Below are 20,016 nucleotides of genomic sequence, written 5' to 3' on the forward strand. Positions count from 1 at the left end.
CATGGGAGCACTGCAGGGACGGGTCGTCGTCGTCACCGGCGCCGGCCGCGGCCTCGGCCGTGAGCACGCGCTGCTCGCCGCCGCCGAAGGTGCCTCGGTCGTCGTCGCCGATACCGGCGCCGCCGCCGACGGCACCGGCAGCGACCCCTCGGTCATCGAGGCCGTCGCCGCCGAGATCACGACCGCTGGCGGGCGGGCCGTGGCCAGCACCGCGGACGTCGCCACCACCGAGGGGGCCCGCGAGCTGCTCGCGCTTGCCCGCGACACCTACGGGCGCGTCGACGGCCTCGTCAACAACGCCGGCATCCTGCGAGACCGGATGTTCGTGAACATGAGCGAAGACGACTGGGACGCGGTGATCCGTGGCCAACTGCGCTCGACGTTCGCGCCGTGCCGGGTGTTCGCCGACCACTGGCGCACCGAGTCCAAGGCCGGCAACCAGCCGGTCGCCTCGATCGTCAACGTCTCCTCGACCTCCGGCCTCATCGGCGCCGTCGGGCAGACGAACTACGGCGCGGGCAAGGCCGGCATCGCCGCCCTCACCGTCATCCTCGCCCAGGAGATCGGCCGCTACGGCGTGCGCGTCAACGCGATCGTCCCGGTCGCGCGTACCCGGATGACCCAGGACCTGCCCGGCATCGGCGAGATGGTCGCCGCCCCGGCCGACCCCGCCGCGTTCGACGTCTACCACCCGGGCAACGTCTCCCCGCTCGTCGCCTGGCTGCTCACCGCCGACGCGCCGGTGACCGGCGAGGTGTACTACGCCAAGGGCGGCGAGATCCGTCGCTTCGCCCCGTGGAGCTACGACTGGACCGTCGACAAGGGTGCCCGCTGGAGCGTCGAGGACATCGCGAAGGAGATGGCCACCCGTGTCTGACACCGGTCACACCAACGCCACCGACTGGGCCGGCCCCGCCCACGGGCTGCTCTCCGGGCGCTCGGTGCTCGTCACCGCCGCGGCCGGCACCGGCATCGGCTTCTCGACAGCGCGCCGCGCCGCCGAGGAAGGCGCACGTGTCGCCATCAGCGACCGTCACGAGCGCCGCCTCGCCGAGTCGGTCGACGAGCTCGAGCGGCTCACCGGGACCCGGCCGCTCGGGGTGCCCTGCGACGTCACCGACCAGGTCCAGCTCGACCACCTCATGGACACCGTCGCCGCCGAGTTCGGCGGCATCGACGTGCTCGTCAACAACGCCGGCCTCGGCGGCACCGCGGCCGTGCAGGACATGACCGACGACCAGTGGGACTCCGTCCTGTCGGTGACCCTGACCTCGACCTTCAAGGCGACCCGGTCGGTGCTGCGGCACATGATCCCGGCCGGCAAGGGGGTCATCGTCAACAATGCCTCCGTCATCGGCTGGCGCGCGCAGAAGGGGCAGGCACACTACGCCGCGGCCAAGGCCGGCGTCATGGCGCTGACCCGGTGCTCGGCCCTGGACGTCGCCGAGCACGGCATCCGGGTCAACGCGGTGTCCCCGAGCATCGCCCTGCACGCCCACCTGGCCAAGGTGACCAGCGACGAGCTGCTCGCCCAGCTGGCAGCCCAGGAGGCCTTCGGCCGGGCCGCGACGCCGTGGGAGATCGCCAACGTCATCGTCTTCCTCGCCAGTGACTACTCGTCGTACATGACCGGCGAGGTCGTGTCCGTCTCGAGCCAGCACCCGTGACCATCCGTGCGTGCCGGCGACCCGCGCCGGCGCGCACGGACCGACGAAAGGAGCTCGTCGTGGCCAACCCCGACGCGCAGGGCGTCACCGGCGCCCCCTTCCGGCTCGACGTCGAGCGCGGCAAGATCCGCGAGTTCGCGCTGGCCACCGGAGCGGCCGACGCTGCCTACCTGCGGGAGGAGGACCCGGTCGTACAGCCGACGTTCCTCACGACGACCTTCTTCTGGCAGGGCGAGGACTCCAACCCGTGGTCCGCGGTCGAGCTCGACCAGCAGCGCGGCCTGCACGCCGAGCAGCAGTACACCTTCTTCGGTGAGCCGCCTCGCGCCGGGACCAGGCTCACCTGCCAGTCGCGCATCGGCGAGATCTACACCAAGGTGGGGCGTCGCGGCGGTGAGATGACCTTCGCCGTGATGTACACCGACTTCCGTGACGAGACCGGGCGTCTCGTCGCCCAGGCCAAGCTCACCGGTGTCGAGACGGCCCGCCCGCCGGACACGGGGGCCGCGACGCAGGACGGAGCTTCCGCATGAGCGACACGACCGCCACCACCCGGCCCGGCACGACCGAGGTCAGCCTGCCCGTCCCGGCGACCCCGCCGGCACGCACCCACGGCCCGGTGACCCGCACCGACTTCGTCCGCTACCAGGGCGCCTCGGGCGACATGAACCCGATCCACCACGACGAGGTCTTCGCCAGGGCCGCCGGGTTCCCGAGCCCCTTCTCGGTGGGCATGTGGCAGGCCAGCCTGCTCGGCACCTACGCCACCGACTGGCTCGGCGGCCCCAACGTGCGCGACTTCCGCATCCGGTTCCTGGCCCAGGTGTGGCCGGGCGACACCCTCACGCTCGGCGGCGTTCCGCTGCGCACCTACGTGCTCGAGGGTGAGAACGGTCGTGAGGGCCGCGTCGACGTCGAGCTGACCTGCCGTCGTCAGACCGGCGACACGGCCGTCACCGCGTGGGCGACGTTCGTGCTGCCCGACGCCGCCCTCGACGCCGCCGTCGGGGGCACGACGCCCGGGACCAGCGAGCAGCCCGAGACCACCGAGGAGCAGGGATGACCCCCACGACCCACGCGTCCGTGACGACGACCACGCACCCCGACGGGATCGCCGAGATCATCGTGGACAACCCGCCGGTCAACGCGCTGCCCGTGGCCGGCTGGTTCGCACTCGCCTCCGCCCTCGACGCCGCCGGCGCCGACGAGTCGGTGCGGGTCGTCGTGCTGCGCGCCGAGGGCCGCGGCTTCAACGCCGGCGTCGACATCAAGGAGATGCAGCGCACCGAAGGCTTCACCGCGCTGCTCGGCGCCAACCGCGGCTGCTACGCCGCGTTCAAGGCCGTCTACGAGTGCCCCGTACCGGTCGTCACCGCCGTCAACGGCTTCTGCCTCGGGGGCGGCATCGGCCTGGCCGGCAACTCCGACGTCATCGTCGCCTCCGACGACGCCACCTTCGGCCTGCCCGAGGTCGACCGCGGCGCCCTCGGCGCCGCGACCCACCTGTCCCGGATGGTGCCCCAGCACCGGATGCGCGCCATGGTCTACACCTCGGCCACGGCCACCGCCCAGGAGCTGCACGCGTACGGCTCGGTCCACAGTGTCGTACCCCGCGAGCAGTTGCGCGAGGCGGCGTTCGCCGTCGCGACCCAGATCGCCGGGAAGGACCCCACCGTCATCCGGGCCGCGAAGGCCTCGCTCAACGGCATCGACCTGTGGGACGTCAACCGCAGCTACCGCTTCGAGCAGGGCTTCACCTTCGAGCTCAACCTCACCGGGGTCGCCGACCGGGTCCGCGACGAGTTCGCCGGCACCGACAAGGCGGCGCGCTCGGGCAGGGAGGGCTGAGCCGTGCGTTCGATGGTGGTCCGTGAGCTCGGGGGTCCCGAGGTGCTCACGCTCACGGAAGGGCCGCAGCCGCAGCCCGGCCCGGGGCAGGTGCTCGTCGACGTCGTCGGCGCCGGGGTGAACTTTCCCGACGGGCTCATCGTCGCCGGCACCTACCAGACCAAGCCGGAGCTGCCGTTCGTGCCCGGCTGCGAGGTCGCCGGCACGGTCGCGGCGCTCGGCGACGGGGTGACCGGCCCGCCTGTCGGCACCCGTGTCATCGGTTTCTGTGGCATCGGCGGCTACGCCGCGCAGGTGCTCGTTGACGCCCGCATGGTCCACCCGTTGCCCGAGGGCGTCGACCTCGTCGAGGCCAGCACGATTCCGGTCGTCTACGGCACGTCCTACCACGGGCTCGTCGACCGGGCCGGCCTCGCCGCCGGCGAGACGCTGCTCGTGCTCGGCGCCTCCGGCGGCGTCGGCCTCACCGCCGTGCAGATCGGCAAGGCCCTCGGCGCGACCGTGATCGCGGCCGCCTCGAGCGAGGACAAGCGTGAGCTGTGCCTGGCGCACGGGGCCGACCACGCCATCGGCTACGACGACATGACGGCGACGGTGCGCGAGCTGACCGGCGGCGCCGGTGCCGACGTCGTCTACGACCCCGTCGGCGGCGATGCCGCCACCGCGGCACTGCGTGCCCTCTCGTGGGCCGGGAGGTTCCTCACCGTCGGCTACGCGACGGGCGAGATCCCGCAGGTCAAGCTCAACCGGCTGCTGCTCACAGAGGGCGCGGTGCTGGGGGTCCTTTGGGGCGCCTGGGCCAAGCGCAACCCGGAGGCGAACGCCGCGAACATGACGACGCTGCTCGAATGGATCGCCGCCGGCCGGCTGAGGCCACACGTCAGCGAAGTCTTCCCGCTGGAGGAGGCCGCCCGCGCGCTCGGCACGGTGATGAACCGTGGCGCTCGCGGCAAGATCGCCCTCCGTACGAAAGCAGGCAAGGAGTGAAGGTGGCTGACGCGACCGAGCTGACCCAGATGGACCTCGGCCCCGGCCCGCGCTCGATCGAGCTGCTCGCGACGTTGCGCACGTTCATGGCCGAGCACGTCTACCCCGCCGAGAAGGTGTACGCCGCCGAGCTCGGCGCCGCGGCCCGCGAAAACGGGGGAGTGTCCCACGTCCTGCCGCCGGTCGTCGAAGAGCTGAAGGCCACGGCGCGCAAGCTGGGTCTGTGGAACCTCTTCCTGCCTGACCTGTCGGGCCTCACCAACCTCGAGTACGCCTACCTGGCGGAGGAGACCGGACGCTCCCCCTACCTCGCCCCCGAGGCGCTCAACTGCGCCGCGCCGGACACGGGCAACATGGAACTGCTGCACATGTTCGGCACGCCCGAGCAGAAGCGGCAGTGGCTCACACCGTTGCTCGAAGGCACGATGCGCTCCGGCTTCTCGATGACCGAGCCGGACGTGGCCTCCTCCGACGCACGCAACATCTCCACCTCGATCGTGCGCGACGGCGACGAGTACGTCATCAACGGACGCAAGTGGTGGACGACCGGCGCGGCGGACCCGCGCTGCGACATCCTCGTGCTGATGGGCAAGACGGACCCGGAGGCGGCCGTCTACCGGCAGCAGTCCATGGTTCTCGTGCCGGTCGACACCCCCGGGGTGACGATCGTGCGCTCGCTGCCGATCTTCGGCTACCACGACCAGCACGGCCACTGCGAGATCCGGTTCGACGACGTGCGGGTGCCGGTGACGAACCTGCTCGGCGGCGAGGGTGACGGCTTCGCGATCGCCCAGGCCCGCCTCGGCCCGGGACGCATCCACCACGCGATGCGCTGCCTCGGCATGGCCGAGCGGGGCCTCGAGCTCATGGTGCGCCGGACGATGGCCCGCGAGGCGTTCGGCGGCCCGCTCTCCGAGCAGGGCGTGGTGCGAAACTGGATCGCCGAGTCCCGCATGGAGATCGAGCAGGCCCGCCTGCTCGTGCTCAAGGCGGCGTGGCTCATCGACCGGGTCGGCGTCCAGGGCGCCGCGACCGAGATCGCCGCGATCAAGGTCGTCGCGCCGCGGGTCGCCCGCAACGTGCTGGACCGTTCGATCCAGGCACACGGCGGCGGTGGGGTCACCGACGACTTCCCGATCGCCCGGATGTGGGCCAGCGCCCGGATCCTCGGCATCGCCGACGGCCCGGACGAGGTGCACCTGCGCACGGTGGCGCGCACGCAACTACGCCGCTACCGCGACGCGGCGCCGACGGGCGCCGCCGAGACGGGGCGGGGCTGAGATGGACCTGACCTGGTCGGCGCAGGACGAGCAGTTCCGGGCGGAGGCCCGCGACTGGCTCGCCGCGAACGTGCCGCGGCAGCCGCTGCCCTCCGGGGACACCGCGGAGGGCTTCGCCGCACACCTGGAGTGGGAGCGGGCGCTGCACGCGGACCGGTGGTCGGTCGTGTCGTGGCCCAAGGAGTACGGCGGCCGCGAGGCCTCGATCTGGCAGTGGCTCATCTTCGAGGAGGAGTACTACCGGGCCGGTGCGCCGCAGCGGGTGACGCAGAACGGCATCTTCCTGCTGGCCCCGACGATCTTCGAGTTCGGCACGAAGGAGCAGCGGGACGAGCTGCTGCCGCGGATGGCGGCGGCACAGGACCTGTGGGCCCAGGGCTGGTCGGAGCCGGGCGCGGGCAGCGACCTGGCGGGGATCCGATCCCAGGCAGTGCGGGACGAGCAGGCCGGCGGGTGGCGCCTGAGCGGGCAGAAGACCTGGTCGACCCGGGGCGCGTTCTGCACCCACCTGTTCGGGTTGTTCCGCAGCGACCCGCAGGCCGGACGGCATCGGGGACTGACGTATTTTCTTGTGTCGCTGGATACCCCGGGCGTGACGGTGCGCGGGTTCGACCGGCTCGACGGTGACGAGGGCTTTGCCGACGTGTTCTTCGAGGACGCGTTCGTACCGGACTCGGCGGTTCTCGGCGGCGTCGACCAGGGCTGGTCGGTCGCGATGTCGACGACCGGGTCGGAGCGGGGCCTGACGCTGCGCTCACCGGGGCGTTTCCTCAAGGCGGCCGACGCGCTCGTGGCGCTCGCGGGCGAGCGGGCCGGGGCGGCGACCGATCTGCTCCGCGACCGGGTGGCGCGCTCGTGGATGCAGGCGCACGCCTACCAGCAGTTCACGCTCGCACAGGTCACCGACATCGTCGAGGGGCGCCCGGCCGGTGCGCGGTCGAGCCTCAACAAGGTCTTCTGGTCCGAGTTGGACATCGCGTTGCACGAGACGGCGCTGGAACTACTCGGTCCGGACGCGCTTGTCGACGGCCCCTGGACCCGCGGCTACCAGTTCTCGCTGTCGGGCCCGATCTATGCGGGCACCAACGAGATCCAGCGCAACATCATCGCCGAGCGCGTGCTCGGTCTGCCGAGGAGGTGACCAGGCGTGCGGTTCGCTCCGAGTGACGAACAGCGTGAGCTCGAGGCGGTCGTCCGTCAGGTGCTCACCGACCGGTGCCCGCCGGAGACGGTGCGCGCCGGAGCCGGGTCGGCGCAGGTGGCCTCGCTGGCCGAGAGCCTGGCCGGCCTCGGCGTGGCGGGGCTGCTCGTGGCCGAGGACGACGGAGGGCTGGGCCTGGACGAGAACCATCTCGTGTCGGTCTTCGAGCAGATCGGATATGCCGCCGCCCCGTTGCCGCTCACGGCGACCCTGGCGGTCGCTCCGGCGGTGCTCGTCTCGGGCGCCCCGGAGCTGCTGGCGAGCCTTGTCGAGGGGGCTCTCACGGTCGGTGCCGACCCTGCGGCGACCGGGCGGGTCGCGTTCGGTTCCGGTGTCGACCTGGTGCTGAGCGGCGGCTTCGGCGGGACCGGGCGCATCGAGGTTCTCGACGTGTCCGAGGCGACGGCCTCGGCGTCGCCGTCGGTGGACTTCGCGCTGGACCTGACCGGGTACGCGGACGCGCGGCTCGTGGCGACCGTGGACGACCCGCAGGTGGTGAGGCTGGCATGGGAGCGGGGAGTGCTGGCGGCCTCGGCCGAGCTCATCGGGCTGTCCCGACGGATGCTCGACCTCGCGGTCGAGCACGTGCGCACCAGAGAGCAGTTCGGGGTGCCGATCGGCAGCTTCCAAGCGGTCAAGCACCACCTCGCCACGGCGCTGCTGCAACTGGAGTTCGCCGCGCCGGTGGTGGCGACGGCCGGGTTCGAGCTGGCCGCGGGCGTCCCGGGCCGGCTGCGCTCACTGGCGACCGCCAAGGCGTTGGCGTCCGAGGCGGCGCACGTCGTGGGCCGGGCCGCTCTGCAGTGCCACGGCGCGATCGGGTACACGACCGAGTACGACCTTCAGCTGTTCCTCAAGCGGTCGTGGGCTCTGGAGTCGTCGTGGGGCAGCTCCGCCTGGCATCGGGCGGCTCTGCTGGCGGACCTCGGTGTCGGCCTGACCGGCGCGCGCCCCGCGTCCTGACGCAGGCACTCGATGGTGCCTCACCGGCGGCCCACGACCCTCACGACGTACACCCGCCCCCCGGCGAGAAGGAGATGCAGATGAGCGAGAACAGCGGCGCGGCCCCGCACGACGCGGCGGTGGAGGTCGTCCGGTACGAGACGCGGGGGCCGGTGGCCGTCGTGACGATGAATCGGCCCGAGTACCGCAACGCGCAGAACTCCGCGATGACCTATGCCCTCGACGACGCGTTCTACCGCGCAGCCGCCGACGACGAGGTGAAGGTCATCGTTCTGGCAGGTGCGGGGAAGCACTTCTCGGCCGGCCACGACATCGGCACGCCGGGTCGTGACATCGACTCGTCGTTCGACCGGCGTGCCGGCCTGTGGTGGGACCATGTCGGAAAGGCCGGGGTGGACAGCCGGTTCGCCCGCGAGTCCGAGGTCTACCTCGGGATGTGCCGCCGCTGGCGTGAGCTGCCCAAGCCGATGATCGCCATGGTGCAGGGGGCGTGTGTCGCCGGTGGCCTCATGCTCGCCTGGTCATGCGACCTGATCGTTGCTTCGGACGACGCGTTCTTCGCCGACCCGGTCGTGCGAATGGGGATACCCGGGGTCGAGTACTTCGCCCACCCTTGGGTGCTGGGCCCGCGGTTCGCCAAGGAGTTCCTCTTCACCGGCGACCGGATGCCGGCGGCGCGCGCGGCCGAACTCGGCATGGTCAACCGGGTCGTCGCCAGGGACGATCTCGAGGCGGAGGTCATGGGGCTCGCGGCACGGATCGCACAGATGCCGCGGCTGGGTCTTGCGCTGACCAAGAAGGCGGTCAACCAGGCCGAGGACCTCATGGGCCTGCGGGATGGGATGGATTCGGTGTTCGGACTGCACCACGCGGCCCACGCGCACAACGCCGAGGTGGGCAATGATCCCCTCGGTGGCCAGGACGCTCGGAGCATGCGTGACGCCGCGAGAAGGGAAGCGCGATGAACATTGTCGTACTCGTCAAGCAGGTGCCTGATTCGGGCGCGGACCGCAGCCTGCGTATTGACGACAACACGGTTGACCGCGGTTCGGCGAGCAACGTCATCAATGAGATGGATGAGTATGCCATCGAGGAGGCGTTGAAGATCAAGGAGGCGCACGGGGGTGAGGTGACGGTCCTGACGATGGGTCCGCAGGGGGCGTCGGAGTCGATTCGTAAGGCGCTGTCCATGGGTCCGGACAAGGCGGTGCATGTGGTGGACGATGCCCTGCACGGGTCGTGTGCGGTGGCGACGTCGAGGGTGCTGGCGGCCGCGCTCGGTCAGCTCAACGCCGATCTGGTGCTCTGCGGCACGGAGTCGACCGATGGCCGGGTGCAGGTCATTCCGCACATGATCGCGGAGCGGTTGGGTGTCGCGGCGTTGACCGGTGCCCGCAAGCTGACCGTCGACGGCTCGACGCTGACGGTGGAGCGGCAGACGGAGGAGGGCTACGAGGTGGTCACCGCCACCGCCCCGGCGGTGGTTTCCGTGTGGGACACGATCAATGAGCCGCGTTATCCGTCGTTCAAGGGCATCATGGCGGCGAAGAAGAAGCCGGTGCAGACGTTGTCGCTGGCTGATCTGGGTGTGGCTGCGGCTGAGGTGGGTTTCGAGGGGGCGTCCAGCGCCGTGTTGGAGCACACCAGGCGTCCGCCGCGTTCTGGTGGGGCGAAGGTCACCGATGAGGGCGACGGCGGCGTGAAGCTGGTCGAGTTCCTCGCTGCCGAGAAGTTCGTGTGAGGGGTCTGGACATGTCTGAGGTTCTCGTCGTCGTCGAAGCCACTCGTGAGTTCGGCGTCAAGAAGGTCACTCTGGAGATGCTCACTCTCGCCCGCGGGTTGGGTACCCCGAGTGCGGTGGTGCTTGGTGGTCCCGGCGCTGTCGAGGCGTTGAGTGCCAGGTTGGGTGAGTACGGTGCGGAGAAGGTTTACGCGGCCGAGAGTGAGGAGATCGACGGCTACCTGGTGGCCCCGAAGGCGAGTGTGCTGGCCGAACTGGTGACGCGGGTGCAGCCGGCGGCGGTGTTGTTGGCGTCGTCGCAGGAGGGTAAGGAGATCGCGGCCCGGCTGGCGGTCAAGTTGGACAACGGGATCCTGACCGATGTGGTCGGTCTGGACTCGGACGGCACCGCCACGCAGGTGGCTTTCGCCGGTTCCGCGATCGTCACGTCCAGGGTCACCCGGGGTCTGCCGTTGGTCACTGTCCGGCCGAACTCGGTCAACCCGACGCCGGCGGCGGCGACCCCGGCTGTCGAGCAGCTCACTGTCGCGGTCACGGATACCGACAAGTTGGCCAGGGTTGTGGAGCGGGTCGCTGAGCAGAAGGGTTCCCGTCCGGAGCTCACCGAGGCGGGTGTGGTCGTCTCCGGTGGTCGTGGTGTGGGTAACGCCGACAACTTCAAGCTGGTCGAGGAGTTGGCGGACCTGCTCGGTGGTGCGGTCGGCGCGTCGCGTGCGGCTGTCGACTCCGGCTACTACCCGCACCAGTTCCAGGTGGGTCAGACCGGTAAGACGGTCTCCCCGCAGCTCTACGTGGCGCTCGGTATTTCGGGTGCGATTCAGCACCGGGCCGGTATGCAGACCTCGAAGACCATCGTCGCGGTCAACAAGGACGGTGAGGCGCCGATCTTCGAATTGGCTGACTTCGGTGTGGTGGGCGACCTGTTCAAGATCGTCCCGCAGGCCGCAGACGAGATCCGCAAGCGCAAGTGATCCTTCTGCACTCCTCACGTTGACATCGACAGGAAGCTTTGTTTACTGTTTCTCGGCGTCTCCATAGAGAGGACCGCCGATGCGTACGCTCGCCGCCACGGCCGCCGCGCTCACCGCCCTGCTGACCGTGCTCGCCGGCACCACCGGCCCCGCGGCCGCCGCCGGCCCCGCCCCGCTGGCGCCGGCCGACCTGACCGGTTCGGTCGCCGTCACCGGCATCTACCTGTCCTGGCGCCAGCCGGCGGGCGGTCCCGCGGTCGCGTCGTTCCGCGTCTACGAGGGCGGCGCGGTCGTGCGGCGTACGGCGACGACGTCGGCCCCGATGCAGTACCTGGGCGTCAACACCACCCACACCTACACGGTGACCGCGGTCTCCGCCAACGGCGTGGAGTCGCCCCCGTCGGCGCCGTTCACGGGCACCACGTGGACGCCCGGCATGGCGCCCCAGTGCAATGAGCCCGCGCCGCTCACCGTCTTCGACGTGACGTCCTCCGCTCTGTCGGTGCGCTGGTCGGTGGGCCGGGCGTCGCCGCAGCTCGCCCTGACGGTCAACGACCGCGACTACGGCATCGTGCCCGGCACGAGCCTGCGCGTCGGCGGCCTCACCCCCGACACCGCGTACACAATCGCCCTGCGCCGCGTCAACTGCGATCCGCGCAACGCAACGGTCGGCTACGCCACCACCCGCACGCCGCCAGGCGCGACGAATGCGACCGCCGCGCCGCGAAACCTCGCCACCACCGCCCGGACCGACCGCTCGATCGGCCTGACCTGGTCGGCCCCGTCCGACGGCTCGTACGTCCACCAGTACGCGGTCTACGATGGCGCCCACCGGGTCGCCACGACCTGGACCCCGTCGGCGACGGTCACCGGCCTGTTCCACGACACCGTGCACCGCTTCACCGTGGCGGCGCTGGACGTGGCCGGCAACGAGTCGGAACACAGCCCCGTCCTGTCCCTCTCGACCGCCGCCTGCCCGGTTCTCCCGCCGTCCCCGTCCAGGGTGACCGCCACCGCTGTCACCGCGTCGACCCTGCGCCTGGACTGGACCCTCGAGTCGACCGCCGGCTCCTACACGGTGCTGGACGGCGACAGCGCCGTCGCCACCGTCACCGACCCGGGCGCAGTGCTCACGGGCCTGGCGCCGGCCTCGCCACACAGCCTGCGCGTGGTCGGGTCGTTGCCCGGCTGCCCCGACACGCCCGCCTCGGCGCCGCTGACCGTGACCACGCTCCCGGGCCCCACCGACCGCCCGGTGGCTCCGCTCGGCTTCCGTGTGGCCCAGCCGACGGTCGTCAACACCTACGACGCCGACGTCCCGCTGTCCTGGACCGCGTTGCCCGGCCTGGCCTACCGCCTGTACGACGGCGCCACGGTGGTCGGCACGTACCCAGGCAACGCCGTGACCCTGCGCACCCGCGGCGCTGAACGCCACCAGTACCGGCTGACCGCAGTCAACGCGAACGGCGACGAGTCCCCGCCGACTGCCCCGGTCGACGTGATCACCCCCTTCCTGGTCGCCCCGTGAGGTCGCGGCACGGGCGGTCCTGACCGGCCGACGCGATCGCCGCGGCGGCCCGGCGCAGCGCGTCGCGTACGGCGGTGAAGATCGTGCTGCTTCACACGGGGTCGGGCACGAAGCCCTCCGTCGGGTGCGGGGGCGCCGCATGGTGTGCGCACTGGTCAGCCTCGGCGCCGTAGCGGTCGTGCAGCCGCATCCAGGAGTAGGTCGGCTCCTGCGGCCACCCTTCGGGGGAGTCCTCCCAGGACTCCTGTCGTCCGTAGGGAGTGAGATCGAGGAGGTCGAAGACGAGCATGAACGGCTCTTCGCCCCGAGCAAACGTCGACCACGAGTGGAACATGCGGTCGCGGCGTCGGATGAAGACGCTGACCGCCTGGCGTTCCTCACCGTCCTGCGTGGCACCGAAGTCGTCGTTGAAGGTCGTCCCTCCGGAAGACACCCACGGCAGTTTCCATCCCATCCGCGTTCGGAATGCCGTGAGCTTCTCGACCGGCGCACGGGACACGAGCGCGAACGACGTGCGCCGCGCCTGCAGGTGGCTGAGAGGGCCGATGTGATCGGCCATCATCGAACAGCCGTCACATCCTTCCTCCCAGTCTTCGGCGAACATGAAGTGCTGCACGATGAGCTGCGGCCGGTCTCCGAAGAGGTCGAGGAGACTCACCGGGCCATCGGCCCCTTCGAAGACGTACGGGGTGGTGACTTCCACGACGGGCAGCCGCCGCCGCATGGCCGCGACGGAGTCCTTCATCCGCGTGAGCGCCTTCTCCTGCAGGAGAAGCACGCGCCGCGCTTCCGCCCACGCTTCGGCATCCACGACGGGAGGCAGAGGAAGGTCGATCTCTGTCATGTGACGCTCCATCCGTTTGTCGGTACAACCTGCCATAGCGGTGTTCAGCCCGTCACGCTCGGCGGGTCAGGGCCCGGACGCTGATCGTGCGGGCCATACCGTCAGGTCCGCGAGCAGCAACAGCGGTCTCGGAACGGGCAGAGCCCGGAGGTACGTGAAGGTGCCGCTGGACGGTTCGCTCAGTCCCATTCCCAGCGCAGCCCTATCACGCCCGGCAGGACCCCGGTCCGCACGTAGTGCGTGTCGTGGTGCGGGCCGAGGGTCAACTCCTCGCACTCGTCGTCGGCGCCGGTGGCGGAGCGCCGGACGAACCGCCAGCAGCGCACCGGCAGGGCGGCCGGGTCGAACCGTACCTGCAGCACCGCCTGGTGGACCGGGAACCGGAACGCGCGGGAGTAACCGGTGCCGGGTACGCCGCTGGCGTCGGTGATGTGGTAGCGGAGGATCTGCGTCTCGCCGACCCGCAGCATGCGGTCGAAGAGCAGTTCGGCGACGAGCAGACCGGCCTGAGGATCCCGGCGGATCCGGCCCAGCCGGCAGTTGTCCAGGGCGGTGAACGACACCAGCCCGATATCGCAGCCGGGATCGCCCTGGTAGATGGTGACGTGCCGGTCGGTGTCCTGGTGGGCCGCCAGCACCTGGACGTGCTCGTACCGGCGGCCGTCCCGGCCGGCGCCGATCAGGATGCTGTCGAAGGAACTGAGGATGTGCAGCCGGCCGTCCGGCCCGTCCAGGTCGTCGAGCAGCGCGGCGAGCGGCCCGGGCGCGTCGACCACGTCGGCGTACCGTCGCGCCCCGGGCGGCAGCCCGGCCGCCGGCCCGCGCGGCCGGGGCGGGCCGAGCAGCACGATCAGTGAGTTCGCCGGCAGACCGAGGATCTCCTCCAGGGCGGTCACCGCCCGCAGTGAGGCGGGCCGTTCCGGCCGCCGACGCCCGGACTGCCAGTAGCTGAGCGTGCCGAGGCTGACGTGTACGCCGAGCTGGTCGAGTCGGTGCTGGATTCGTTGCAGGGCCAGCCCGTGGGACTGGATCGCCGCGCGTAGCGCGACGTGGAAGGGACCGGACCGCAGTACGGCCGCCAGTTCGCGATCCATGGCGACTCCTGTGAACGTTCACAGACAAATACCGTGTCGGGCACCGAAGCGCAAGGCCACCACCCAGCGACGTTCACCGCTGCGTCGAGCGGTGTTCACCGAGCTACGAGGCGTTCCTGCGAGGTCGTTGTGTGGCGCGGTGAACGGCTGCATCGTCAACGCGTCCCGTCCCCCACCGCTCGAGGAGCAAACAGATGAGACGCCCCGCACCCTCCCGAAGAACACGACGGCTGGCGGCCCGGTGGGCTTCGGTCTGTCTGGCCGCAGTCGTCACGACGGCGCTCCTGCCCGGTGCCCCGATCTCCGCCGCCCCGATCCCGGCCGGGCCCGCCGCCGAGGAGAAGAGCCAGTCCTGGCAGGTCGCGGAGAGCCGGCTACAGCCGGCTGACGAGAGCCAGCTGCGACAGGTGGTCGCCGCCCGCCTGGTGAACCAGCACGGCCAACGCGCGCTGGCGACCTACGGCCGCGCCGCCACCGACAGCGTCGCGACGATGGTCGAACCCAAGCGGTACGCGGCCAACCGCAACTGGGTGTTCGGTGGCGGCGTCATCCGGGTGCCGTCGGACGTCGAAGCCGCACCGGTGGCGCTGCTCTTCCTGGCACAGCGGGTCGGTGGCAGCTGGCAGGTGGCTCTGGAAGGCAGTCCCGAGTTCGCCGTCGCGGCCCGGCAGGCGCCGGTGCTGAGCCAGGCCGAGCGGGACCTGTTCGGCCGGACGTCGGTCGCCGCGGCCGGTACCGCCACCGGCCTGGCGCTGCCCTGGAAGCTCAACCAGGGCTGGGCGCACTGGGGTGTGCACGGCGACTCCGGGGAGTCGTACCCGTACAACTCGATCGACTTCTACGGCGGCGACGGGGACGTCCGCGCGTCGCGGGCCGGGTACATGTACCGGTTCTGCACCAACGCCCGCTGGCCGTACGTCAAGGTCGTGCACGACAACGGCTACACCACGGGCTACTACCACATCAGCAACCAGACCACGAAGGGCGAGGGGGCGTACGTCGCGGCCGGCGAGTATCTCGGCCGGATCGACGTGCAGTTGCCCTGCGGCGGCCGGGCCAACGGGGACCACGTGCACTGGACCCTGTGGCGGGGCAACACGGCGGTCACCGTGGTCGGCAAGACGATCGGCGGCTGGACCTGGTATTCCGGCAACGCCGCGTACCAGGGTTACGCGGAGCGCAACGGGCAGAAGGTCTACCGCAACTACTGCTGCCCCATCGTGAACTACGGCCCGGGGGACAGCAGCTACCCGACCGGCGTGGTGGAGACCGGCACGTTCAGCACCATCAACGTCAGATCCGGTCCGGGCGTCAACCATTCCGTCGTCGGTTCGGTGAACGACGGCGACGTCATCGAGATCGCCTGCACCGCGACGGGCGACTATGTGACCGGCCCGTGGAACAACCGGACCAACCTGTGGAACCGGATGCCGTCCGGCGGATACGTCAGTGACGCGTTCGTCGACACCGGTAGCGACGATCCGGTCGCCGGTATCTGTCCCTGATCCGGTGTCGGTAGCACCACCGGAGGCGGTGCCGAACGCGGCGCCGCCTCCGGGCGCCGGCGCGGAAGGCTAGGCGTCGGGCACGTCGAGCTGGCTCAGCCGGGCGGCGGGCTGGGTGGTCACCTGTTCCAGCAGGCGTCTGAGGTCGCCCGCGAGCTGTTCGACAGTTTCCCGGTGGAACAGGTCGACGCGGTACTCCACGGAGCCGGGCACCCCCTGCGGCTGGCCGTCCGCGTCGCGCCGTTCCGCGAACCGGTACGACAGGTCGAACGCCGCGCTGTGCTGGCCGATCGGCTCCACCTGCACACCGAGCCCGGGTAGGGCGACGCCGGCCGGGATCGCGGGTCGGGTTCCCGTCCTGACCTGGGCCAGCGGGTGCCGGCCGGCCGGGTGCGCCGGGTCGAGCTGCTCGACCAGCCGTTCGAAGGGCAGATCCTGGTGCTGGTGTGCGGCGAGGTCCGTGGCCCGTACCCGCAGCAGCAGTTCCGCGAAGGTCGGGTCCCCGGTGGTGTCGACCCGAGTGACCAGCGTGTTGGCGAAGCGTCCGACGAGCCGTTCCAGGGCGGCCTCGGTCCGCCCGGGCACCGTGACCGCGATCGGCAGGTCGGTGCCCGCCCCGAACCGGGTCAGCAGTGCCGCCACCGCTGCCTTGAGCGTCATGCTGACGGTCGTGCCGCTGGCCGCGGCCAGTCCGGCGAGCCGGACATGCAGGTCGGCGTCGATGTCGACCGGGACCAGGTCGACGTCCGACCGCGAGTCGGCCGGCCGGGCCTGGTCGAACGGCAGCTCAAGTTCGTGCGGTACGCCGTCCAGGTAGCCCTTCCAGAAGGTCGACTGCCGCGCCGTGACGCTGTCCGGGTCGTCGGCGTCGCCCAGCAGGTCCCGCTGCCACAGGAGGTGGTCGGCGTACTGCACGGGCAACGGCTGCCAGTGCGGCGGACGGCCGGCGAGCCGGGCAGCGTACGCCTCGGTCAGGTCGCGCAGCAGCGGGTGCCACGACCACTCGTCGGCGGCGATGTGGTGCAGGACGAGCACGAGCGCCGAGCGGTCCTCGTCCACGAGGAGGAGCCTGGCCCGGATGGCGGGGTCCCGCCGCAGGTCGAAGGGCTCCTGGGCGACGGCGGTGACGGAGTCGGCCAGCTTCTCCGCGCTCACGTGTTCGACGACCAGTGGCGGCGGGACCGAGGTGGCGTCAACGATCCGCGCGACGGGTGCCCCCTGGTGCTGCGGGAACAGGGTGCGGAGTACGGCGTGCCGGCGTACGACATCGGTGAGCGCGGCGTCGAGCGCCGCCACGTCGACCCGACCGCTCAGGTGCAGGACGTACGCCCCCTGATCGGCTGGGGCGGTGCCGGGCGCCTGATGCCGGAACCAGAGATGCCGCTGCGCGGGCGACAGGGGCACCACGTCGCCGCCGGCACGTCGGGTCAGTGGCGGACGACCGGTCGCGTCGGTGATCCTCGCGGTGATCGCGGCGACGGTGGGCGACTGGAACAGCTCCTGGATGCTCACCTCCAGCCCGAGGACCGCCCTGATCCGGGTGACCAGCCGGACAGCGGTGAGCGAGTGTCCGCCCAGTACGAAGAAGTTGTCGTCCGGGCCCACCACGGGACGCCCGAGCACCTGGGCAGAGAGCTGACAGAGCAGCTCCTCCACCAGCGACCGTGGCGCGCGGCCGGTGGTGGCGGCCAGGGTCGGCTCCGGCAGGGCCGCCCGGTCGAGCTTTCCGTTGACGGTGTGGGGCAGTGCGTCCAGCAGCACGAATGCCGCCGGCACCATGTAGCCGGGCAGGACCAGCGAGAGATCGTCGCGGAGCCGGCGCTGGTCCGGGGCGGCCCCGTCGTCGGGCACGACGTATCCGACCAGGCCCTCGTCCCCGGTCGGCAGGGTACGGACGGCCACCGCGCCGGCGCGTACCGCCGGATGCCGCAGCAGCGCCGTCTCGACCTCGCCGAGCTCGATCCGGAACCCGCGGATCTTGACCTGGTCGTCGGCCCGGCCCAGGTACTCGATGTCGCCGTCCGGCCGGAGCCGGGCGAGGTCACCTGACCGGTAGCCACGGATCGCCCGCCCGTCGGCGTCGGTCAGCTCGACGAACCGTTGCCGGGTCAGCTCGGGCTGCGCGTGGTAGCCGAGCCCGACACCCGGGCCGAGGACGACGATCTCGCCCGCCTCGCCCGGTGGCACCGGACGGAGTTGGTCGTCGGCCAGCAGGAACGAGGAGTTCGGCAGCGGTACCCCGATGAGGCTCGCCCCCTGGCGCAGGTCGGCTTCGCGGACCCGGCGGTAGGAGGCGTGGACGGTCGTCTCGGTGATGCCGTACATGTTGATCAGCTCGACCGTCTCGTCGCCGTACTTGGCGACCCACGGCGCGAGGCTGGAGAAGCGCAGCGCCTCGCCGCCGAACACGACCCGGCGCACCGCCAACCTGTCGTCGTGCCGTTGCTCCTCGGCGACCAACTGGTTGAAGGCGGTCGGCGTCTGGCTGAGCACCGTCACTGCCCGGTCCCGCAGCAGTCGCCGGAACGCGGCCGGGTCCTGGACGGCGGGCTCCGGTACGACGACCACGCAACCGCCGTAGAGCAGCGCCCCCCACATCTCCCAGACGGCGACGTCGAACGCGAAGGAGTGGAACATCGACCACACGTCGTGAGCGTCGAACGCGAAGAGGGAGTCCGTCGAGTCGAACAGGTGCAGGACGTTGCCGTGGGATATCCGTACACCCTTGGGCTGGCCGGTCGTGCCCGAGGTGAAGATCATGTACGCGCAGTCGGAGGAGCGCACCGACGGCGGTGAGTAGGGCAGGTTGCCTGGCCGGTCGTGGTCCAGCCGGATCACGGCGGTGTCCCGTGGCAGGTCGCCCGCCAGGGCGCTCGTCGTGATGACCAGGGAGGGTTCGGCCACGGCGAGGATGCGTTCCAGCCGGGCCCGGGGGTTCGCCGGATCGAGCGGAACGTACGAGCAGCCCGCCTTGATCACCGCGATCGCCGCCACGACCAGGTCGGCGGTACGGGGCAGGAAGATGCCGACGTGGGCTCCAGGGTCGACGGTCCGGGCCTGAAGTTGCGCGGCCACCGCCTCGGCGGCCCGGTCCAGTTCGGCGTACGTGAGCACCCGCCCGTCCGCGACGACTGCGGTCCGGTCGGGATGACGACGCACGGAGTGGGCGAAGCCGGCCAGCAGGCTCTCGGCCTCGCCGCCGACACCACGGCGCGATTCGGTTGGAGTCATGCTCATCCTTCACTCGCGGTGACGCAAGCACGGCGCTGACGGTGCGCCCGGCCAGTTCGGGGTGCCTGCTCGGCAGTGCCGATGCGGCACGGCCCAGGCGCGCACCGGAGAACGGCGGCCCGGCGGATGCTCAGATCATGTCGTTGATGCGGCGGCCTGTCTTCAACCGATGGTGGAGGAGGTGCGCCCGGCCTCCACCGGAGGTGGAGGCCCGTGACCGGCGATCGGCTCCCGACTCCCCGCTCCCGCCTTCCACACCGGTTCCACAGTGTTTCCACAACCGGGTGCTTCACTGGGCCGAGATCCATTGATGAAAGAGAGTGTGCCGCATGGCGCTGGAGCCAACAACGCGTGGGCTGTGGCGGTACCGCGGCGTCGCCGGCGGGCCCGGCCGCCCCGCCACCCGTACCGTGGTGGTGGCGCCGTACGGAGGCGGCAGCGCCTACTCCGTACACGAGTTGCTGCGGCACGTGGCACCCACCGCCGACGAGACGCTCGTCCTCCAGTACCCGGGACGGGGGCCACGCGTCGGTGAGCCGCCCACGGCCAGCCTGCACGATCTCGCCGACCAGTTGGCGCAGGACATCGACCAGCACACCGTCGGCAACCTGGTGCTCCTCGGGCACAGCCTGGGCGGGCTGCTCTGCTTCGAGCTGGCGCACCGACTCACCCGCTCCGGCCGCCACGTCGAACTCCTGGTGATCTCGTCGGCCCAGCCGACGGCGTTCAAGACCCTGTGCGCCGACGAGATCGAATCACGCGGCGTCGAACAGTGGGTCGCCGTCCTCCGGGAGGAGAACGCCGTCACCGAGGAGATCCTCGACGACCCGGAGATGCGGCGCCTCGCGATCCAGGCGATCCGCTCCGACACGCTGCTGGCCGCGCGGCACGTCGGGTCGCCGCAGCCCCTGCCCTGCCCGATGTTGATCGTCGGAGGCGACGCCGACCCCGACATCACTCCCGAGCACCTGCGTGGCTGGGAGGACCTGACCCTCGGGCCGGCGACCACCGTCCTGCTGCCCGGTGACCACTTCTACTACCGCGACCGGGCAGCGGAGCTCGGCGATCTCATCCGCCAGCAGCTACCCCTGCTGTGCGGGACCGGCTCGGCACCGATGCGCCCGACGCAGGGAGAGCGAGGATGACACATTCGTCC

The 20,016-nt window shown here is 71.1% G+C and carries 18 protein-coding genes; 15 read left to right on the forward strand and 3 right to left on the reverse strand.

The window, feature by feature from the left end; genetic code table 11:
* Nucleotide 1 precedes the first annotated feature (1 nt).
* The 13 genes from AB0D32_RS14290 (at nt 2) to AB0D32_RS14350 (ending at nt 12,186) form a co-directional block, all read left to right on the forward strand.
* Nucleotides 2–877, forward strand: coding sequence for an SDR family NAD(P)-dependent oxidoreductase (locus AB0D32_RS14290; protein WP_357089370.1), 876 nt, complete (start codon nt 2–4; stop codon nt 875–877).
* On the forward strand, nt 870–1,667 hold the full coding sequence (locus AB0D32_RS14295; RefSeq protein ID WP_357089373.1) for an SDR family oxidoreductase: 798 nt from the start codon (nt 870–872) through the stop codon (nt 1,665–1,667). Before AB0D32_RS14290 ends, AB0D32_RS14295 begins: the two co-directional genes overlap by 8 nt.
* 59 nt (nt 1,668–1,726) lie before the next feature.
* Nucleotides 1,727–2,200, forward strand: a complete 474-nt coding sequence (locus AB0D32_RS14300; protein ID WP_357089376.1) for a MaoC family dehydratase N-terminal domain-containing protein — start codon at nt 1,727–1,729, stop codon at nt 2,198–2,200.
* Complete coding sequence (locus tag AB0D32_RS14305) at nt 2,197–2,730, forward strand: MaoC/PaaZ C-terminal domain-containing protein (RefSeq protein WP_357089380.1); 534 nt, start codon at nt 2,197–2,199, stop codon at nt 2,728–2,730. Before AB0D32_RS14300 ends, AB0D32_RS14305 begins: the two co-directional genes overlap by 4 nt.
* A complete protein-coding gene (locus AB0D32_RS14310) occupies nt 2,727–3,515 on the forward strand; it encodes an enoyl-CoA hydratase family protein (RefSeq protein WP_357089383.1) in 789 nt (262 codons plus the stop codon). The genes AB0D32_RS14305 and AB0D32_RS14310 overlap by 4 nt, the downstream gene beginning before the upstream one ends.
* A 12-nt stretch (nt 3,516–3,527) precedes the next feature.
* Entirely contained in the window at nt 3,528–4,502 is a 975-nt protein-coding gene (locus AB0D32_RS14315; protein ID WP_357089520.1) for an NADPH:quinone oxidoreductase family protein, read from the forward strand.
* A 29-nt stretch (nt 4,503–4,531) separates the two neighbouring features.
* Nucleotides 4,532–5,782: an acyl-CoA dehydrogenase family protein gene (locus tag AB0D32_RS14320; protein WP_357089523.1), complete on the forward strand. Its 1,251-nt coding sequence runs from the start codon at nt 4,532–4,534 to the stop codon at nt 5,780–5,782.
* Between the two features lies 1 nt (nt 5,783).
* Nucleotides 5,784–6,923 carry an acyl-CoA dehydrogenase family protein gene (locus AB0D32_RS14325; protein ID WP_357089386.1) on the forward strand — a complete coding sequence of 380 codons (1,140 nt, stop codon included), beginning with the start codon at nt 5,784–5,786 and terminating at the stop codon, nt 6,921–6,923.
* Nucleotides 6,924–6,929: 6 nt separating this feature from the next.
* Nucleotides 6,930–7,946 (forward strand): acyl-CoA dehydrogenase, encoded by a 1,017-nt coding sequence (locus tag AB0D32_RS14330; protein WP_357089389.1) that lies wholly within the window; start codon nt 6,930–6,932, stop codon nt 7,944–7,946.
* An 80-nt stretch (nt 7,947–8,026) separates the two neighbouring features.
* Complete coding sequence (locus AB0D32_RS14335; protein WP_357089391.1) at nt 8,027–8,911, forward strand: enoyl-CoA hydratase; 885 nt, start codon at nt 8,027–8,029, stop codon at nt 8,909–8,911.
* Nucleotides 8,908–9,687, forward strand: a complete 780-nt coding sequence (locus AB0D32_RS14340) for an electron transfer flavoprotein subunit beta/FixA family protein (protein ID WP_357089393.1) — start codon at nt 8,908–8,910, stop codon at nt 9,685–9,687. Before AB0D32_RS14335 ends, AB0D32_RS14340 begins: the two co-directional genes overlap by 4 nt.
* Before the next feature lie 11 nt (nt 9,688–9,698).
* On the forward strand, nt 9,699–10,658 hold the full coding sequence (locus tag AB0D32_RS14345) for an electron transfer flavoprotein subunit alpha/FixB family protein (RefSeq protein ID WP_357089395.1): 960 nt from the start codon (nt 9,699–9,701) through the stop codon (nt 10,656–10,658).
* A 79-nt stretch (nt 10,659–10,737) separates the two neighbouring features.
* Complete coding sequence (locus tag AB0D32_RS14350) at nt 10,738–12,186, forward strand: fibronectin type III domain-containing protein (RefSeq protein ID WP_357089398.1); 1,449 nt, start codon at nt 10,738–10,740, stop codon at nt 12,184–12,186.
* Between the two features lie 91 nt (nt 12,187–12,277).
* Here the strand turns inward: AB0D32_RS14350 and AB0D32_RS14355 are convergent, their stop codons facing one another.
* Nucleotides 12,278–13,030 carry a DUF899 domain-containing protein gene (locus AB0D32_RS14355; RefSeq protein ID WP_357089401.1) on the reverse strand — a complete coding sequence of 251 codons (753 nt, stop codon included), beginning with the start codon at nt 13,028–13,030 and terminating at the stop codon, nt 12,278–12,280.
* A gap of 179 nt (nt 13,031–13,209) precedes the next feature.
* Nucleotides 13,210–14,124 (reverse strand): hypothetical protein, encoded by a 915-nt coding sequence (locus AB0D32_RS14360; protein WP_357089404.1) that lies wholly within the window; start codon nt 14,122–14,124, stop codon nt 13,210–13,212.
* 194 nt (nt 14,125–14,318) lie between these two features.
* Here AB0D32_RS14360 and AB0D32_RS14365 point away from each other — a divergent pair, with 194 nt between their 5' ends.
* Nucleotides 14,319–15,629 (forward strand): peptidoglycan DD-metalloendopeptidase family protein, encoded by a 1,311-nt coding sequence (locus AB0D32_RS14365; RefSeq protein ID WP_357089407.1) that lies wholly within the window; start codon nt 14,319–14,321, stop codon nt 15,627–15,629.
* Nucleotides 15,630–15,698: 69 nt separating this feature from the next.
* On the opposite strand, the gene AB0D32_RS14370 is transcribed toward AB0D32_RS14365, so the two are convergent.
* A complete protein-coding gene (locus AB0D32_RS14370) occupies nt 15,699–18,860 on the reverse strand; it encodes an amino acid adenylation domain-containing protein (RefSeq protein ID WP_357089409.1) in 3,162 nt (1,053 codons plus the stop codon).
* 329 nt (nt 18,861–19,189) lie between these two features.
* On the opposite strand from AB0D32_RS14370, the gene AB0D32_RS14375 reads away from it, so the two are divergent.
* Nucleotides 19,190–20,005 carry an alpha/beta fold hydrolase gene (locus tag AB0D32_RS14375; protein WP_357089412.1) on the forward strand — a complete coding sequence of 272 codons (816 nt, stop codon included), beginning with the start codon at nt 19,190–19,192 and terminating at the stop codon, nt 20,003–20,005.
* Nucleotides 20,006–20,016 lie beyond the last annotated feature (11 nt).

The sequence above is a fragment of the Micromonospora sp. NPDC048170 genome (assembly GCF_040652795.1).
In the GTDB taxonomy this organism is placed as follows: Bacteria; Actinomycetota; Actinomycetes; order Mycobacteriales; family Micromonosporaceae; genus Micromonospora.

What these genes read in the sequence shown, in the direction of transcription:
- AB0D32_RS14290 (WP_357089370.1), top strand. Translation starts at nt 2, where the DNA reads ATGGGAGCACTGCAGGGACGGGTCGTCGTCGTCACCGGCGCCGGCCGC.
- AB0D32_RS14305 (WP_357089380.1), top strand. Translation starts at nt 2,197, where the DNA reads ATGAGCGACACGACCGCCACCACCCGGCCCGGCACGACCGAGGTCAGC.
- AB0D32_RS14310 (WP_357089383.1), top strand. Translation starts at nt 2,727, where the DNA reads ATGACCCCCACGACCCACGCGTCCGTGACGACGACCACGCACCCCGAC.
- AB0D32_RS14315 (WP_357089520.1), top strand. Translation starts at nt 3,528, where the DNA reads ATGGTGGTCCGTGAGCTCGGGGGTCCCGAGGTGCTCACGCTCACGGAA.
- AB0D32_RS14320 (WP_357089523.1), top strand. Translation starts at nt 4,532, where the DNA reads ATGGACCTCGGCCCCGGCCCGCGCTCGATCGAGCTGCTCGCGACGTTG.
- AB0D32_RS14325 (WP_357089386.1), top strand. Translation starts at nt 5,784, where the DNA reads ATGGACCTGACCTGGTCGGCGCAGGACGAGCAGTTCCGGGCGGAGGCC.
- AB0D32_RS14335 (WP_357089391.1), top strand. Translation starts at nt 8,027, where the DNA reads ATGAGCGAGAACAGCGGCGCGGCCCCGCACGACGCGGCGGTGGAGGTC.
- AB0D32_RS14340 (WP_357089393.1), top strand. Translation starts at nt 8,908, where the DNA reads ATGAACATTGTCGTACTCGTCAAGCAGGTGCCTGATTCGGGCGCGGAC.
- AB0D32_RS14345 (WP_357089395.1), top strand. Translation starts at nt 9,699, where the DNA reads ATGTCTGAGGTTCTCGTCGTCGTCGAAGCCACTCGTGAGTTCGGCGTC.
- AB0D32_RS14350 (WP_357089398.1), top strand. Translation starts at nt 10,738, where the DNA reads ATGCGTACGCTCGCCGCCACGGCCGCCGCGCTCACCGCCCTGCTGACC.
- AB0D32_RS14355 (WP_357089401.1), bottom strand. Translation starts at nt 13,030, where the DNA reads ATGACAGAGATCGACCTTCCTCTGCCTCCCGTCGTGGATGCCGAAGCG.
- AB0D32_RS14360 (WP_357089404.1), bottom strand. Translation starts at nt 14,124, where the DNA reads ATGGATCGCGAACTGGCGGCCGTACTGCGGTCCGGTCCCTTCCACGTC.
- AB0D32_RS14365 (WP_357089407.1), top strand. Translation starts at nt 14,319, where the DNA reads ATGAGACGCCCCGCACCCTCCCGAAGAACACGACGGCTGGCGGCCCGG.
- AB0D32_RS14370 (WP_357089409.1), bottom strand. Translation starts at nt 18,860, where the DNA reads ATGACTCCAACCGAATCGCGCCGTGGTGTCGGCGGCGAGGCCGAGAGC.
- AB0D32_RS14375 (WP_357089412.1), top strand. Translation starts at nt 19,190, where the DNA reads ATGGCGCTGGAGCCAACAACGCGTGGGCTGTGGCGGTACCGCGGCGTC.